The sequence below is a fragment of the Micromonospora echinospora genome, from assembly GCF_014203425.1.
GTDB lineage: Bacteria > Actinomycetota > Actinomycetes > Mycobacteriales > Micromonosporaceae > Micromonospora > Micromonospora echinospora_A.
The window spans coordinates 6925525-6941370 of the sequence record NZ_JACHJC010000001.1; the positions used below are offsets into that span (position 1 = coordinate 6925525).

General features: G+C 73.5%; 16 protein-coding genes. 5 read left to right on the plus strand and 11 right to left on the minus strand.

Annotated features, from left to right (window positions below; all coding sequences use genetic code 11):
* The first annotated feature begins 191 nt into the window (after nt 1-191).
* On the plus strand, nt 192-830 hold the full coding sequence (locus tag FHU28_RS31280; RefSeq protein ID WP_073828993.1) for a TetR/AcrR family transcriptional regulator: 639 nt from the start codon (nt 192-194) through the stop codon (nt 828-830).
* A 65-nt stretch (nt 831-895) separates the two neighbouring features.
* Complete coding sequence (locus FHU28_RS31285; protein ID WP_030502928.1) at nt 896-1123, plus strand: DUF3107 domain-containing protein; 228 nt, start codon at nt 896-898, stop codon at nt 1121-1123.
* 46 nt (nt 1124-1169) lie between these two features.
* Here the strand turns inward: FHU28_RS31285 and FHU28_RS31290 are convergent, their stop codons facing one another.
* Nucleotides 1170-1856, minus strand: a complete 687-nt coding sequence (locus FHU28_RS31290; protein WP_184688710.1) for a ferritin-like fold-containing protein — start codon at nt 1854-1856, stop codon at nt 1170-1172.
* A 285-nt stretch (nt 1857-2141) separates the two neighbouring features.
* On the opposite strand from FHU28_RS31290, the gene FHU28_RS31295 reads away from it, so the two are divergent.
* The gene (locus FHU28_RS31295) at nt 2142-3821 is read left to right on the plus strand and encodes a DEAD/DEAH box helicase (protein ID WP_184688713.1); all 1680 of its coding nucleotides are present in this window, start codon (nt 2142-2144) and stop codon (nt 3819-3821) included.
* A 185-nt stretch (nt 3822-4006) separates the two neighbouring features.
* Nucleotides 4007-5155, plus strand: coding sequence for a class I SAM-dependent methyltransferase (locus tag FHU28_RS31300; RefSeq protein WP_184688716.1), 1149 nt, complete (start codon nt 4007-4009; stop codon nt 5153-5155).
* Nucleotides 5156-5163: 8 nt separating this feature from the next.
* On the opposite strand, the gene FHU28_RS31305 is transcribed toward FHU28_RS31300, so the two are convergent.
* Entirely contained in the window at nt 5164-5598 is a 435-nt protein-coding gene (locus FHU28_RS31305; protein ID WP_184688718.1) for a hypothetical protein, read from the minus strand.
* A gap of 192 nt (nt 5599-5790) precedes the next feature.
* Here FHU28_RS31305 and FHU28_RS31310 point away from each other — a divergent pair, with 192 nt between their 5' ends.
* Nucleotides 5791-6210: a helix-turn-helix domain-containing protein gene (locus tag FHU28_RS31310; protein ID WP_184688720.1), complete on the plus strand. Its 420-nt coding sequence runs from the start codon at nt 5791-5793 to the stop codon at nt 6208-6210.
* Here FHU28_RS31310 and FHU28_RS31315 read toward each other — a convergent pair.
* The 9 genes from FHU28_RS31315 to FHU28_RS31355 all read right to left on the minus strand — a co-directional run bounded on the left by FHU28_RS31315 (nt 6207) and on the right by FHU28_RS31355 (nt 15521).
* Nucleotides 6207-7403 carry a hypothetical protein gene (locus FHU28_RS31315; RefSeq protein ID WP_184688722.1) on the minus strand — a complete coding sequence of 399 codons (1197 nt, stop codon included), beginning with the start codon at nt 7401-7403 and terminating at the stop codon, nt 6207-6209. The genes FHU28_RS31310 and FHU28_RS31315 overlap by 4 nt on opposite strands.
* Nucleotides 7396-7626, minus strand: coding sequence for a heavy-metal-associated domain-containing protein (locus FHU28_RS31320; protein ID WP_184688724.1), 231 nt, complete (start codon nt 7624-7626; stop codon nt 7396-7398). Before FHU28_RS31320 ends, FHU28_RS31315 begins: the two co-directional genes overlap by 8 nt.
* 154 nt (nt 7627-7780) lie before the next feature.
* Entirely contained in the window at nt 7781-9901 is a 2121-nt protein-coding gene (locus tag FHU28_RS31325; protein WP_184688726.1) for a RecQ family ATP-dependent DNA helicase, read from the minus strand.
* Nucleotides 9902-9948: 47 nt separating this feature from the next.
* Nucleotides 9949-10701, minus strand: a complete 753-nt coding sequence (locus tag FHU28_RS31330; RefSeq protein WP_184688728.1) for an SDR family NAD(P)-dependent oxidoreductase — start codon at nt 10699-10701, stop codon at nt 9949-9951.
* Between the two features lie 137 nt (nt 10702-10838).
* Entirely contained in the window at nt 10839-11957 is a 1119-nt protein-coding gene (locus FHU28_RS31335) for a branched-chain amino acid ABC transporter permease (RefSeq protein WP_184688730.1), read from the minus strand.
* A complete protein-coding gene (locus FHU28_RS31340) occupies nt 11954-12844 on the minus strand; it encodes a branched-chain amino acid ABC transporter permease (protein ID WP_116508786.1) in 891 nt (296 codons plus the stop codon). Before FHU28_RS31340 ends, FHU28_RS31335 begins: the two co-directional genes overlap by 4 nt.
* The gene (locus FHU28_RS31345; RefSeq protein WP_184688732.1) at nt 12841-13569 is read right to left on the minus strand and encodes an ABC transporter ATP-binding protein; all 729 of its coding nucleotides are present in this window, start codon (nt 13567-13569) and stop codon (nt 12841-12843) included. The genes FHU28_RS31340 and FHU28_RS31345 overlap by 4 nt, the downstream gene beginning before the upstream one ends.
* The gene (locus FHU28_RS31350; RefSeq protein ID WP_184688734.1) at nt 13569-14312 is read right to left on the minus strand and encodes an ABC transporter ATP-binding protein; all 744 of its coding nucleotides are present in this window, start codon (nt 14310-14312) and stop codon (nt 13569-13571) included. Before FHU28_RS31350 ends, FHU28_RS31345 begins: the two co-directional genes overlap by 1 nt.
* A 3-nt stretch (nt 14313-14315) precedes the next feature.
* Complete coding sequence (locus FHU28_RS31355) at nt 14316-15521, minus strand: substrate-binding domain-containing protein (protein ID WP_184688736.1); 1206 nt, start codon at nt 15519-15521, stop codon at nt 14316-14318.
* Nucleotides 15522-15846 lie beyond the last annotated feature (325 nt).

Here is a 15846-nt window from a genome sequence, read left to right on the forward strand (position 1 = left end):
CTCTCCCGGGGTGGCGGCTCCGGGTTGCCCTGTTTCACTCACCGCGCGCTCCTTGGTCGCCCCCGCTGAGGCTACCGTGTGGTGACAGTGGCGATAAGTTACAGCGGCGGGCCAATTCCGCGACGGGTTCACGAACCCGCACCGGTTCGGGTGATACGTGCCGGCTCGTACGCAGATACTCGGAGGATCCCATGACCGCAGTGGGGAACGGTGCACAGACCGCCGGCCGGCCCACCCGCCTGCCCCGCTCGGCGCGCCGTAAGCAGCTGCTCGCCGCTGCTCAGGAGGTGTTCGTCGCGCAGGGCTACCACGCCGCCGCGATGGACGACATCGCCGAGCGGGCCGGGGTCTCCAAGCCGGTGCTCTACCAACACTTCCCCGGGAAGATGGAGCTGTACCTGGCGCTGTTGGACACGCACTGTGACGCGATAGTGGCCAAGGTGCAGGACGCGATGAGCGGCACCAACGACAACAAGGAGCGGGTGAGCGCCGCGGTCCGCGCGTACTTCGACTTCGTCGACCACGAGAGCGAGGCGTTCCGGCTGGTCTTCGAGTCCGACCTGCGCAACGACCCGGCGGTACGGCAACGGGTGGAGCGGGTCGAGCAGGGCTGCATCGCGGCCATCACCGACACGATCATCTCGGACACCGGGGTCAGCCGGTCGCACGCCGAGCTGCTCGCCTCGGGCCTGGTCGGCGCCGCCGAGACGGCCGCCCAGTTCTGGCTCGCCGGCGGCCGGCAGGTGCCCAAGGCGGAGGCCGAGGCGCTGGTCGCGGCCCTGTCCTGGCGTGGCATCGCCAGCTTCCCGCTGCAAGGCGAGTCAGCCTGAACATCGGGCCACCGGATCGGATAGCCTTCCCACGGTGGCTTTTTCGCCCCAGTTGAGGAGGCACAGTGGAGGTCAAGATCGGCGTGCAGTACGCGCCGCGGGAGCTGGTCCTGGAGAGCGCGCAGTCGCCGGCCGAGATCGAGCAGATCGTGACCGACGCCTTCGCCAGGAGCGAGGGCACGCTCTCCCTGACCGACGAGAAGGGCCGGCGGGTCATCGTGCCGGTCGGCAAGGTCGCCTACGTCGAGATCGCCGAGGCCTCGCCTCGCGCGGTCGGGTTCACCGTTCGCTGATTTCCCGCGGCACCGGCCGCCGTGGCGGGCCTCCCGCCACGGCGGCTCAGTTGTTCAGCCCGACCGCCGTCATCCGCGCGGTGTGCGCCTCGGTCAGCCGGCGCAGCAGCCCCGGCACGTCCCCGCCGGTCCGGCCGATCAACGCGCCGAGCGCGCCCCGGTCGGCGGCGGCGACCCGTCCGGCCTGGGAGAGCGCCTCACCCAGCAGCCGCCGGGCCCACATGGAGAGCCGGCCGGCGGCCCGTGGATCGGCCTCGATCGCGGCCCGGATCTCGGCCGCGGCGAACTCGGCGTACCGGGAGTCGTGCAGCACGTCGAGCAGCAGCGCGCGCTCCGGCCCGGCCAGCCCGCCGGCGATCCCGCGTAGGAAGTCCTCGGTGATCGCGTCACCCACGTACGCCTTCGTCACCGCCTCCGCCCAGTCCCGCGGCTCGGTCGAGTCGTGGTACGCCCGCAGCGCCTCGACGTAGGGGGCCATCGCCTCCTCCGGGGTGACGCCCCACGCGGCGAGGCGGTCGGTCAGCCGGCGGTAGTGCGCGATCTCCGCGGCGGCCATCTCGCTGAGCGCGGCGCGGCGGCCCAGGTCGGGCGCGAGGCGAGCGTCGGCGGCGAGGCGGTCGAAGGCGAGCAGTTCGCCGTACGCGACGAGCCCGAACAGGCCGGTCGCGGCGGGATCGGGGGCGGTGGGACCAGCGGCGGCAGAGCCGGTCGCGGCGGGGTCGGGGGCGGCCACGAGCGCAGGCTACCGGCGCCAGAGCTGTGACTCAAGTCACATCAAGCCGCCCCGCGTGCACGGCCACCACCTGGGAATCGGGACGGCTCAGGGGCCGTTCAGGTAGGATGAGACAGTTGCCGTGGGCACCGATTCGGTCAGCTTCGCTGATCAAGGCCGGTCCCCGACGCGCGTGCGGCCCGGTCCGGCTCGGCGAAACGCCCCCGACCGCGTGGCCCGCGCCACACACCGAACGCGCCCTGAGGACATGAGGGGCGCACCACGAGAGGGCACCCCCACATCCACATGAGCGAGCAGATTTCCGGCCAGCCACTGGCCCCCACCGCTCCGGTCCCCCCGGAGGCACCCACGTTCTCCGCGCTCGGCGCGCGGCAGGAAACCGTCGAGGCGCTCGCCGCCGCCGGCATCACCCGCGCCTTCGCCATCCAGGAGTACGCGCTGCCGATCGCGCTGCGCGGCGTCGACCTGATCGGGCAGGCCCCGACCGGTACCGGCAAGACGCTCGGCTTCGGCATCCCGCTGCTGGAGCGGGTGTTCGCCCCGTCCGAGGGCAGCGACGGCGTCCCGCAGGCGCTCGTCGTCGTACCCACCCGCGAGCTGGGCATCCAGGTCGCCAAGGACCTCGACGCCGCCGGCCGCACCCGTGGCGTCCGGGTGCTGCCGATCTACGGCGGCGTGGCGTACGAGCCGCAGATCGAGGCGCTGCGCAAGGGCGTCGAGATCCTGGTCGGCACTCCCGGCCGCCTGATGGACCTGCAGAAGCAGAAGCACCTGCGGCTCGACCGGGTCCGCGCGCTGGTCCTCGACGAGGCCGACCGAATGCTCGACCTGGGCTTCCTGGACGACGTCGAGAAGATCCTGGCGATGCTGCCGGAGGACCGGCAGACCATGCTGTTCTCGGCCACCATGCCGGACCCGATCGTCGCGCTGTCGCGGCGGTTCCTGCGCCGGCCGGTGACGATCCACGCCGGGCACACCGCCGAGACCGGCCCGTCCCCGCAGACCACGCAGCTCGCGTACCGCACGCACTCGCTGAACAAGGTCGAGATCGTGGCGCGCATCCTCCAGGCGGAGGGCCGCGGCCTGACCATGATCTTCACCCGCACCAAGCGGGCCGCCGACCGGGTCGCCGAGGATCTCGACTTCCGTGGCTTCGCCGTGGCCGCCGTGCACGGCGACCTGGGCCAGGGCGCGCGGGAGCGGGCGCTGCGGGCGTTCCGCGCCGGCAAGATCGACACGTTGGTCGCCACCGACGTGGCGGCCCGGGGCATCGACGTCACGGGCGTCACGCACGTGATCAACTACGACTGCCCCGAGGACCAGGACACCTACACCCACCGCATCGGCCGTACCGGCCGGGCCGGGGCCACCGGTGTCGCGGTGACGTTCGTCGACTGGGACGACATGCCCCGCTGGCGGATCATCGACAAGACGCTCGGGCTGGACATGCCGGAGCCGCCGGAGACGTACCACACCTCCGCGCACCTCTACACCGACCTGGCCATCCCGACGGACGTCAGCGCCACGCTGCCGACCGCCGAGCGCACCCGTGCCGGCCTGTCCGCCGAGGTCGAGGAGGACCTGGGCGGCGGTGGCCGGGCACGCAGGGGCGCGCGGCGCGGCGACAGCCGGGGCCGCGAGCGCGGTGACCGTGACCGCGGTGACCGTGGTGACCGTGGTGACCGCGGTCGGAGCCGCGCGAGCGAGGGCGGGGACGCGCCCGCCGTGCAGGCCGAGGCCGAGGGCGGAGACGGCGACGCGAACCGTACGCCGCGTCGGCGGCGGCGTCGCCGGGCCGGCGAGGCGGTGGCCGGCGAGCCGACCGCGGTGATCAGCACCGAGGGCGCGGCCGAGGCCGCCGCACCGGCGACCGGGGAGGGCGAGGCGTCGACCAAGCCGCGTCGCCGTCGTCGCCGCCGTGGCGGCAGCGCCGGCGCGCCCGCCGAGGCCAGCAACGCCGACTGACCCACACCGACGGAAACGGCCTCCCGGACCACGGTCCCGGAGGCCGTACCCGTCCCACGACCGCCGAACCCATGCGGTGATCATGAAGTTGACGGCGCGACACGCCGTGCTCGCGTACGGCCAACCTCATGATCGTCCAGGTGGGCGGCGCGGGTGGGGTGGGAGGACTGGAGAGGCAGGTAGGGATGCCGGAGCCGTTGGACTCGGCGCTGTCGGAGGTACGGGCGCTGCTGCTCGCGCCAGGACTGACCCGGGCGGTGGCCGCCGGGCGGCGTCGTGGGCAGCGCCCCTCGGTGGTACGCGCGGAACTGCGCCCGGTCGCGCTCAAGGGCGGCCCCCGGTTGCAGATCGCCACCTCCGACGGGTCCCGGCCGCACACCCGAAATGTGGCGCCGGGAACCGAGGCCGACGCCGCAGTGGACGAACTGCTCGCCGAGCCGTTCGGCAACTGGCACGTCGAGACCACCGACGCCACACTCCAACTCCGGGTGACGAAGTCCGGTGAGGCGCAGGTGCACCGCGCGGCGGCCAGCCGTACCGTTGGCGAGCCGGAGCGGCACGACCGGGCCAAGGAGTGGCTGCTCGACCCGGGTGATCCCCTCTTCCGGGAGATCGGCGGCTCGGCAGCCAAGCGCCGGCAGGTCGACGCGTTCCTGCGCGCGCTGGCCGCGACACTGCCCGACGACCTCACCGGCCCGCTGCGGGTGGTCGACCTGGGCTGCGGCAACGCGTACCTGACCTTCGCCGCCTACCGCTACCTGGTCCGGCGCGGCCTGGACGTGACGCTCGTCGGGGTGGACGTGCGCGAGGACCAGCGCCGCCGCAACACCGAGCTGGCCGAGCGGCTGGGCTGGGCCGACCGGGTCAGCTTCGTGGCCGGCACCATCGCCGAGGCGCCCGTCGAACCGGCGCCGGACCTCGTGCTGGCGCTGCACGCCTGCGACACCGCCACCGACGAGGCGCTGGCCCGGGCGGTGCGCTGGGACGCCCGCTGGGTGCTCGCCGCGCCCTGCTGCCACCACGACCTGGCCGCCCAGCTCCGGGCGCGCCCGGCGCCGGAGCCGTACGAGCTGCTGACCCGGCAGGGCATCCTCCGGGAGCGGTTCGCCGACGTGCTGACCGATGCCCTGCGGGCCGGGCTGTTGCGCCTGCACGGATACCGCACCGAGGTGGTGGAGTTCGTCGACTCCCAGCACACGCCGCGCAACCTGCTCATCCGGGCACGCCGGACGGCCGGCGCGCCGACCGACGGGCAGCGTTCCGAGTATCGCGAGCTGGTCGGGCGGTGGGGCGTGACGCCCCGGCTGGAGACGCTGCTGGCCGAGCGGGCCTGAGGGCCGCGCTACCGCCCCCGGTCACCCCGGTTACGGTCGCCCCGGTCCAGCACCGACACGCGCTCACCGAGGCCGCGGTTGGCGGGCCGCTCGCCCTCCTCTGGCGCGGCCGGGAACGGCACCACCTTTCCGCCGGGGTGGTCGGCGTTGCCGGCGGCGGCGAAGGCGTTCCACGAGATGTCGACGAGCATCCGCTTCAGCTCGGCGTGCCGGGCGGCGGCGTTGCGCTGCAGCGCCATCCGCGCTCCCAGCACCACCGAGGCCAGCGTGGTGCAGACCGCGCCGGTCGCGGCGATCAGGTGTACGCCTGTCGCCTCGCTTCCCCGTACCGCCAGGACCAGCAGCCAGATCCAGAAGCCGAGAGCGAACAACGCGGCCTTGGCCACGAAGAAGAGGCTCACCGCGCCGGGGCGATGCGGTACGGGACGGTCCGGCTCGGCCATGCTTCTCCTCCATCGACTCTCAGGGTTCCCTCAGCCTATTACCCGAAGCGCATTACCCGAAGCAGGCTTCCGCAGTTGTCGAGTCTCGCCGACGAGATCTCCGGACCGATCAGTCAGTTACTTCTGCGCCCCGGCGTACTAGGCTCGACCGGCAGAGCCGGGCCACCGGCGAGAGGGGACAGATCCGGAGGGATGGGTTCGGCAGACGTTTCGCCGCAGATGGCCTTCGCACGCTTCGTACGCCGGGCCATCGACGACGCGCGCGAGGAACGCGGCTGGACGGTCACCGATCTGGCCACCCACACCGGAGTCGGCCGCTCGACGGTGTTCCGCTGGCTGGCCGGCGACTGGCAGGACTACCCCGAACTCGCCAAGGTGCGTGGTTTCTGCGCCGCTCTCGACCTGCCCGTGGCGGCCGCGTTCCGCGCGCTGGGCCTGCCCGACGCCGGCCCGGTGCCGCGCCGCCGGGGCGCCGAGGACGGTCCGGTCGAGGCCGACGTGCGGGTGATCCTGGATCGGCTGGCCGACCCGGGCGTGCCCGCCGAGGAGAAGCACCACATCCGCGACCTGCTCCGCTACCTGGCCCGCCGTCCGGTCCGCCGCGCCGGCTAGGCCACTGTCAGCGTGAACTCGGCGGTCCGCACCACGCCGCCGACCTGGAAGTCCAGGAACATCCGGTAGTTTCCCGGCCCCGGCGCGGTCAGCCAGAACGTCACCTCGTCGCCGTCACGCACCGGCTCCGGGTGTACGTGCAGGTAGCCGAGGTCGCCCTCGCGCAGCGCCACCAGGTGCCCGTACGCGCCGAGGTACGGCTCCAGCGGCGCCGTCGCGCCGTCCGCGCCGGCGATCCGGAACCGCAGCGGCACCGAGCGCCCCACCTCCGGCGTGCCCGTGTAGGCGGCGGTGAACTCGTCGACAGTGGCCGACGTGGCGGCGGCGGGCAACGGCCGGGGCCGGTACGCGCCGGGCGCGGCCAGGTCGGCGCCGAGCACCACGGCGACCTGGCCGCCGTCGTCGGCGACAGCGGTGAAGTCCGCGTACATCCGCCAGGCTCCCGGGTCGAGCGGCCCGAGCGGCACCGACCAGGTGCCGTCGGCGGCCATCGTGGGGTGCAGGTGCAGGTAGCCGCTCAGGTCACGGCGCACCACGATCACGTGCATCGGCTTGTCGTGCACCACGGCGAACCGGGTCACCGCGCGACGCTTGTCGTCGCGGATCTGGAAGCGCAGCTCACCGGCGCGACCGGCGGCCAGCTCGGTGCTCGACGGGACCAGCGTGTAACCGGCCGAGGTGACGGACAGCCCGGCCGCGCCGTCGCCGCCGCCCTGGGTGACGGTGGCGCCGTCGTGGGTATGCGCGCCGGTGCCGGGCGCGTGGGCGTGCATGCCGCCGTCGCCCGCGGTGGTCCCGCTCGCCGTGGGGCCGCCGGACCGGGCCGGGGCAGCCGGCGCGTTCAGCCGGCCGAGCCCGAAGCCGAGCAGCACGGCGAGCACGAGGCCGCCCACCACCAGGGCCAGCCGCAGCGTCTCCCGATCCACGGCGACCGGGCCGGCCGCAGCCGCCCCGGCACGATCGGCCGCGCCGCCACCGGGCCGCGCCTCGTCCCCGTCCGGCGCCGCGGTCTCGGACCGCGCCGCATCCCCGGGCCACGCCGCGTCCTCCTCGGCCAGCGCCGCGTCCCCGGGCCGGGCAGCGTCGCCGGACCGCGCGGCGTGGCCGGGCGGTGTCGCGGGAACGTCGGAGCCGGCCCTGGCGTCGTCGGGGACGACGTCGGGGCCGGACGTGACGGACGGCGACTCAGGCACCGCCGCCGACCAGCTCGTAACCCGCCTCGTCCACGGCGGCGCGGACCGACTCGACCGGCAGCGGGACGTCGCTGGTGACGGTGGCCGTGCCACCGGCCAGGTCGATCCGGACCTCCTCGACGCCGGGCAGCGCGGACAGCTCCTCGGTCACCGCCCGGACGCAGTGTTCGCAGGTCATCCCGGTCACGGTGTACGTCTGGACGACGGGTAGCTGCTCGGTCATGACCCCACGGTACCGCCGGTCACGGGCCGGTCCGCCGACGGTCCGCCGGCGGTGGCGACGCTCGCATTCCGGCCGGGCCGGGAACTATTCGCGACGCGACCGCCGGGACTGTCCGCGAGGCGACGGCCGGGAGCTGCCGCGCGGCCGCGACGGCTCAGGCGGCCACGGCGAGCGCCAGCGGCAGCACGTCCGGCGCGCCGGCCCGGCGCAGCAGCCGCGCCACCATGGCCATGGTCCAGCCCGAGTCGACCAGGTCGTCCACCAGCAGCACCGGCCCGTCCAGCCCTGGCAGCGCGTCGGCCAGCTCGTCCGGCAGGCGGAAGGCGTCGTGCAGCACGCGTACCCGCTGGGCGCTGTTGCCGCGCGGCCCGCCACCGCCGGACGGTCCGGTCGGGACGACCTGGCCGAGCAGCGGCAGCCGGCCCACGGCGGCGATCCGCTCGGCGAGCGAGCCGACCAGCAGCGGCCGCGTCCGGGAGCCGACCGCGACCACGCCCACCGGCCGCCGGGGCCACGGGTCGTCGCCGTGCGCCCACGCCTTCAGCACCTCGACCACGGCCGCCACCACGTCGTCGGGCACCGGGCCGTCGGGTGCCTCCGGCCCGACCAGCCCGCGCAACCGCCCGCCCCAGCCCAGGTCGGAGAGGCGTCCCACGGCCCGGCCGGGCAGCGCCTGCTCGGCCGGGGGGATGCGGCCCTTCAGGGGTACGCCCACCGCGTCCAACCCGGTCGGCCAGAGCTTCTTCGGCGGGATCGTCACGCCGGGGCGCCCGAGGAACGTCTGCGCGGCGGTGAGCGCCTCGTCGGAGACGGCTGCGTCGAACAGCGGTCCGGCGCAGTTGTCGCACCGCCCGCAGTCGGCCGCCCCGGTGTCGTCCAGCCCTTCCCGCAGGTAGCGCATCCGGCAGCCGGACGTCGAGGCGTACTCCCGCATGGCCCGCTGCTCGGCGGCGCGCGCGTCGGCGACGCGCCGCAACCGGGCCTCGTCGTAGACCCAGGGCTCGCCGGTGGCGAGCCAGCCGCCGCGCACCCGGCGGACCGCGCCGTCCACGTCGAGCACCTTGAGCATCAGCTCCAGCCGGGCCCGGCGCAGGTCGACCACCGGTTCCAGGGCCTGGGTGGAGATCGGCCGCTCAGTGTCCAGCGCGGCGAGCACGGCGCGGACCTGCTCCTCGGGCGGGAAGGCGAGCGAGGCGAAGTACCGCCAGATGGCCGCGTCCTCCACACCGGGCAGCAGCAGCACCTCGGCGTGCTCGACGGCCCGGCCGGCGCGGCCGACCTGCTGGTAGTAGGCGATCGGCGAGGGCGGCGCGCCCAGGTGCACCACGAAGCCGAGGTCGGGTTTGTCGAAGCCCATGCCGAGCGCGCTGGTGGCGACAAGCGCCTTGATCTTGTTGTCGAGCAGGTCCTGTTCGGCGGCCCGCCGGTCGGCGTCCTCGGCCTGCCCGGTGTAGGAGGCGACCGACCAGCCCCGGCCGCGCAGGAAGTCGGCCGTCTCGGTGGCCGCCGCCACGGTGAGCGTGTAGACGATCCCCGAGCCGGGGAGCCGGTCCAGGTGGTCGGCCAGCCAGGCCAGGCGGTGCGCCGGGCTCGGCAGATCGAGTACGCCAAGGCGCAGCGACTCCCGGTCGAGCGTTCCCCGCAGCACCAGCGCGTCACCCAGTTGCTCGGCCACGTCCTGGGTGACCCGGGCGTTGGCGGTGGCGGTGGTGGCGAGCACCGGCGTGCGCTCGGGCAGGTTCGCCAGGAACGTCCGCAGCCGCCGGTAGTCGGGCCGGAAGTCGTGCCCCCAGTCGGAGACGCAGTGCGCCTCGTCCACCACCAGCAGCCCGGTGGTGGCGGCCAGCTTCGGCAGTACGCCGTCGCGGAAGTCCGGGTTGTTCAGCCGCTCCGGGCTGATCAGCAGCACGTCGACGGCTCCGGCGTGGATCTCGGCGGTGATCTCGTCCCACTCGTCGAGGTTCGCCGAGTTGATGGTGCGGGCCCGGATGCCGGCGCGGGCGGCGGACTCGACCTGGTTGCGCATCAGCGCCAGCAGCGGCGAGACGATCACCGTCGGCCCGTGCTGGTTCCCCTCGCGCAGCAGCGCTGTGGCCACGAAGTAGACGGCCGACTTGCCCCAGCCGGTGCGCTGCACGCAGAGCACCCGCCGCCGGTCGATCACGAGCGCCTCGATGGCCCGCCACTGGTCCTCGCGCAGCCGGGCGTGGTCACCCGCCAGCCGTCGCAGTACCGCTTCGGCGCGTTCCCGTACGGCTGTCCGATCCTGGCTCATCCGGCATTTCTACCAGGAGCGGCGAGGGCTACCCCCTTTCGCGTGTGTCAGCGGCCGAGGACGGAACCGCCGTTGACGCCGAGCACCTGCCCGGTGACGTACCCGGCGGACGGGCCGACCAGGTAGCGCACGGCCGCCGCGATGTCGTCCGGCACACCGGCCCGGCCGACGAGCGTGGCGGCGACGCGCCTGGCGTGCCCCTCGGGCGTCATCCGGTCGCCGAAGAACTCGGTCTCGGCCACGTAGCCAGGGCTCACCACGTTCACGGTGATCTGGTCCGGGCCGAGCTGGGCGGCCAGGTCGTACGCCCAGCCGTGCAGCGCGGCCTTCGCCGCCGAGTACGGCCCGGCGCCACCGCGCTGCGCGGCGATCGAGCTGAGCAGGACCACCCGGCCGCCGGGGCGGCGCAGGGCGGGCAGCAGCGCCTCGGTGAGCAGTACGGCGGTGAGCACGTTGGCGCCCAGGTTGGCCCGCCACCAGTCCGCCACCCCGGCGAGCGAGTCGGTCGACCCGCCGAGGTAGCCACCGGCGTTGTTGACGACCGCGTCCACGGCGCGCTCCCCGACGGCGTCCACCACCGCGCCGACCTGACCGGGGTCGGTCAGGTCGGCGGCGACAGCGGTGACCGCCCCGTCCCGCCCGGCCTCGGCACAGATCCGCCGCGCAGCGGAGTCGAGCACGTCACCCCGCCGCCCCACCACGATCACGTCGAACCCGTCGTCGACGAGCCCTCGCGCCACCGAGGCCCCGATCCCGGTCCCACCCCCACTGACCACAGCCAGCCGCCGCTGCTCCCCCATGCCCGCTCCCCTTCCCCGCATCCCGCTTCCCGCTCCCCCGTTGATCAAGGAGTTTGCGTCATCCTAATCGCGGAATCAGGACACAAACTCCTTGATCAACGGGCGGAGAGAGGGCCAGGGAGAGGGAGAGTGGCGGGTCAGCGGGGGCGGCGGAGGGCCGTCAGGAGGGGGGTTACGCGGGAGCGCAGGCTGGCCAGGCCGCCGGGGAAGAAGTAGACCGCCAGGATGAACACGGTGCCCAGGACGAACAAGGGCTGGCTCAGCGGGTGGCTGAGGAACGCGGGCAGGCTGTTCACCGCCTCGCTGCTGCCGAACGCGGTGAGCCGGTGGTCCAGGTACATGTATAGGACGCCGCCCAGCACCGGGCCCCATCGCGTGCCGGGACCGCCGAGCACCACCATGACCAGCAGCGACAGCGTCAGCTCCGACGAGGTGATGTGCGGGCTGGCGCCGCCGACGATCAGCACGTAGACCACCCCGCCGGCCGAGGCGAGGCCGCCGGCGAGCGTGAACGCGACGAGCTTGAACCGGTACGGATCCAGCCCCAGCACCCCGATGCGCCGCTCGTCGTCGCGCAGCCCTGCGAGCACGCGCCCGGTCGGCGAGGCGCTGACCCGGTGCACGACCAGGACCACGATCGCCAGGTACGCCAGCGCCAGCCAGTACAGGTTCACCGTGTTGGTGACGCCCACCAGCGCCGACGGCAGCCCTGAGACGTCCAGCGGCAAGCCCTCCTCGCCGCCGGTGAGGCCGCCGAAGTCGCGGGCCACCAGAATCGCCCCGACCTGCGCGAACGCCAGCGTCACCATGGCGAACGCAATGCCGACCGTGCGCAGCGCCACCGCGCCGAGCAGCGCGGCGAGCGTCGTCCCGCCGATCACCGTGAGCACGGCGGCCTGCCACAGCGGCAGCCCGGCCTTGGTGACCAGGATGTCCGTGCCGTACACGCCGGCGGCGAAGTAGAGGGCGTGGCCGAAGGAGAGCATTCCGGTACGCCCGAACAGCAGGTCGTAGCCGGCCGCGAGCCCGCCGAAGACCAGGCAGATGGCGAGCAGTTGCAGCGTTCCCGGCGAGTTCAGCGGCCCCTCGAAGATCCCCGGCAGGTGCAGTGTGGAGTACGGCAGGATCGCCGCCACCACCAGCGCCACGAGCGGCAGGTACGGGCGCAGCCCGTGCCAGCGGGCGCGGCTGGGGGTCAGCTCGTCCGGCACCGCGGCCGGGGGTGCGGGCGCCTCGGCGCTCTTGACCTCGGTCATGCGTGAGCCACCTTTCCGGCCAGGCCCTGCGGACGCAGCAGCAGCACCACGGCGAGCAGACCGACCACGCACAGGTCGCCCAGCCCGGACGTGCCGTAGTAGTTGACGAACTGTTGCAGCAGCCCCACCGCGACCGCCGCGTACGCGGACCCGACCACCGAGCCCATCCCGCCGATCACCACCACGATGAAGGCGAAGATCAGCAGCGAGCCGCCCTGCCCCGGCGAGACGGTGCCGAAGTAGACGCCGCCGAGCGCGCCGGCCAGCGCGGCGGCGGCCCCGCCGATCGCGAAGACGAGCGTGAACGCCTTGCGCACGTCGATGCCGAGCGCCGTCACCATCTCCCGGTTCTCCACGCCGGCCCGGATGATCAGGCCGTACCGGGTCCAGCGCAGGAACGCCAGCAGCGCGCCGAGCACCACGACGGCGGCGACGATCAGCAGCAGCCCGGCGTTCGGCACCTGGGCGCCGAGCACAGATGTGACGTCCCGGCTCCAGTCCGGGCGCGGGAACGGCCGCGGGTCGGCGCCCCAGGTGGCCTGGAGCAGCGCCACCCCGGCGAGCGACAGGCCGACGGTGACGAGCACCTGCTCGATGGTGCGGGAGTAGAGCGGCCGGATCAGCACCAGCTCGACCAGCACCGCGACGAGCGAACCGGCCAGCACGCCGAAGACGACAGCCAGCACGAAGCCGAACCCGTCCGGCCCGGCGCCGGGCAGGTTGCCCGACGCCCACCAGGTCGCGTACGCGCCGACGCCGAGGAACAGCCCGTGCGCGAAGTTGAGCACGTCGGCGAGGCCGAAGACCAGGGACAGGCCGGAGGCGACCAGGAAGTACAGCGCCGCCAGGCCCAGCCCGGTCAGCGTCAGCAGGACCACTGTGTTCACGAGTGCACCTCCGCCGAACCGACACCGAGCAGCGACTTCGTCAGCGCCGTCTCCAGCAGCAACTCCTGGGCGTCGCCGGTCCAGGCGACCTTCCCGGCGGAGAGCACCACCGCGTCGGTCGCCAGCCGCCGTACCACCGCCAGGTTCTGCTCGACCAGCAGCACCGGCACGGATTCCGCCACCCGTTCCAGCACCTCGGCCACCTCGGTCACCACCTTCGGCGCCAGCCCTTTCGTCGGCTCGTCGACCAGCAGCAGCCGGTTGTCGTTGAGCAGCACCCGGCCGATCGCGAGCATCTGCTGCTGCCCGCCGGACAGCGAGCCGGCCCGTTGCCGTCCGCGCCGCTCCAGCTCCGGGAAGAGCGCGAAGACCTTGTCGTACGCGGGCGCGACGCCCCGCCGTTCGGCAAGCCGCAGGTTCTCCGCGACGGTGAGCCCGGCGAAGACGCAGCGGTCCTCCGGCACGTAGCCGAGGCCGTCGCGGACCAGCCGGTGGGTGGGGCGGGCCAGCAGGCTGCGCGCCCCCATGCGTACGCTGCCGCGCACCTCGCCACCGCGCGGCGTCAGCCCGACGATCGCGCGCAACGTGGTGGTCTTGCCGACGCCGTTGCGCCCGAGCAACACCGTCACGCCGGTGGGCGCGACCTCGAACGACACGCCCTGGAGGATGTGCAGCCCGGCGATCCGCACGGACAGGTCCGCCACGGACAGGACAGGTTCCGCCATTAGAGGGCCTCCCCCAGGTACGCCTCCTGCACGGTGGCGTTCGCCATCACGGTCTCCGGGGTGTCGCACGCCAGCAGCGCGCCGTGGTGCATCACGGCGATCCGGTCGGCCAGCTCCAGGATCACGTCCATGTGGTGTTCCACCATGAGGACCGCCCGGCCGCTGTCGCCGGTCAGCGACTTGATCACGCTGACCAGTTCGGGCACGTCCTCGGCGCTCACCCCGGCCATCGGCTCGTCCAGCAGCATCACGCGGGGCTCCCCGGCGAGCAGCAGCGCGATCTCCAGCTTGCGCTTCTCGCCGTGGGCCAGGGTGCCGGCGAGCGCCGTACCCCTGTGGTGCAGACCGACCCGGTCGAGCGCCGCGTCGGCGGCGGCGGCCACCTCCCGGTCGGCCGCCGCCCGCCGCCACAGCTTCATCGAGCCACCCCGGTGTGCCTGTACGGCCAGCCGGACGTTCTCCCGCACGGTCAGCGAGCCGAAGACCGAGGACGCCTGGAAGGTACGCCCCAGTCCGAGCCGGGCACGCCGGTGCGGCGCAAGCGCGGTGATGTCCGCGCCGTCCAGCAGGACCGTGCCCTCGGTGGGCCGGCGCAGGCCGGTGATCAGGTTGAACAGGGAGGTCTTGCCGGCGCCGTTGGGCCCGATCACGCCGAGGAACTCCCCCGGCGCCAGATCGAGGTAGACGGAGTCGACGATGGCGACCTCACCGATCCGCCAGGTCAGACCGCGGGTGGCGAGCACGGGTCAGCCCTTCATCTGCGCGACCGGCGGCGCGCTCTCGTCACCGGTGAGCGACTTCTGCGCGCTGGCCGTGAAGGTGGTGCCGCTGCCGGAGAGCTTGGCCTGGTACATCGGCTGGAGCAGGGCGTGGTCCTCGGCGCGGATCTTCATGGTGCCCTTGACGCCCTCGAACTCCCAGCCCTCAAGCGCCTTGACCATCTTCTCCACGTCGTCGCCGCCCTCCTGCACGGCCCGGACGACCATCTGCGCCGCGGCGAACCCGTCCGGGTGGAACAGGTCGAGCGTGCCGCCCGGCACCTTCGCCTTCGCGGCCTTCGCGGCCTCGGTGTCGCTCGCGCCGTCGAAGTAGTGCGACAGGAACGAGATCTTGCTGCCGGCCGCGCCGAACGTCGGCCAGGAGGCGCGGATGTCCAGGCCGGTGACGACAGTGGTGGAGGCGAGGACGCCCTGCTGGTCGAGCGTCTGCCACATGGCCCCGGCGGTGGTGCCGGCCCAGGCGACGAAGAGCAGGTCCGGCTTGGCGGCCTTGATCTGGCTGGCGAACGGCGTGAACTCGGTGGCGCTGGCCGGGGCCCGCACGCTGCTCACGTTCGCGCCGGCGCCGCCGATCACGGCCTTGACGGCGGCCTCGTTCGCGTCGCCGAACGCGCCGTCCTGCGCGAACACGACGACCTTCTTGCCCCCCGCGTCGCCGATGAACGACCGGGCGGTCACCACGTCCTGCCAGGACTGCCGGCCGGAGCGGAACGTGTACTTGTTCGCGCCGGTCACCGCGTCGGTGGCGGCCGGACCGGAGATGAACAGCACCTTGTTCTGCGCGGCGATCGGCGCGACCTGGAGCGCCACCCCGGAGGAGGTGGACCCGGCGATGATCTTCGTACCTTTGCCGATCAGGTCCTTCGCGGCGGACACGGCCTTGGCCGGGTCGCCCGCGTCGTCGGCCTCGGTCACCTCGATCGTGCGGTCACCGACCTTGCCGGTGCCCTTGGTGGCGAAGTCGAGGCCCGCCTTGAAGCCCTCGATGTACTGCTTGCCGTAGCTGGCCAGCGGGCCGGACTGGGAGTAGACCAGACCGACCTTGACCGGGGCGGCGTCGTCGCCGCCGCCGGATGCGGTGTCCTGCGGGCTGCCACAGGCCGTGGCGGCCAGAGCGACCGCCACCGAGGTGGCGGCGGTAAGGAACACCCGTCGCGTGTGCCGGATCGTCATTGCGACTCCAGGTGAGGACAGGAGGAATGTCAGTTGTCGGCTCACGCTAGAAGTGACGTCACCCACGGGCTATGTGGTCGGCGCACACAAGTGCCCGGGACGGGGTGGCCGCTCGTTACAACGCCGGACATCGACACGTAACCGCACCGACCCGGGATGGCCGCACCCACCACGCGCACCCCGCCGGGAATGTCGGCCCAAGCCATCGCGCGCCGTGTCGCAGCGCCCGTGCAGGCAGGACGGGGTCGGGTTCGCCGACTCCGAGCTGATCAACTCCACTACGCCGAAGTGGCGGCATCATCGCGCCCGGAAGCAGCCACTTCCC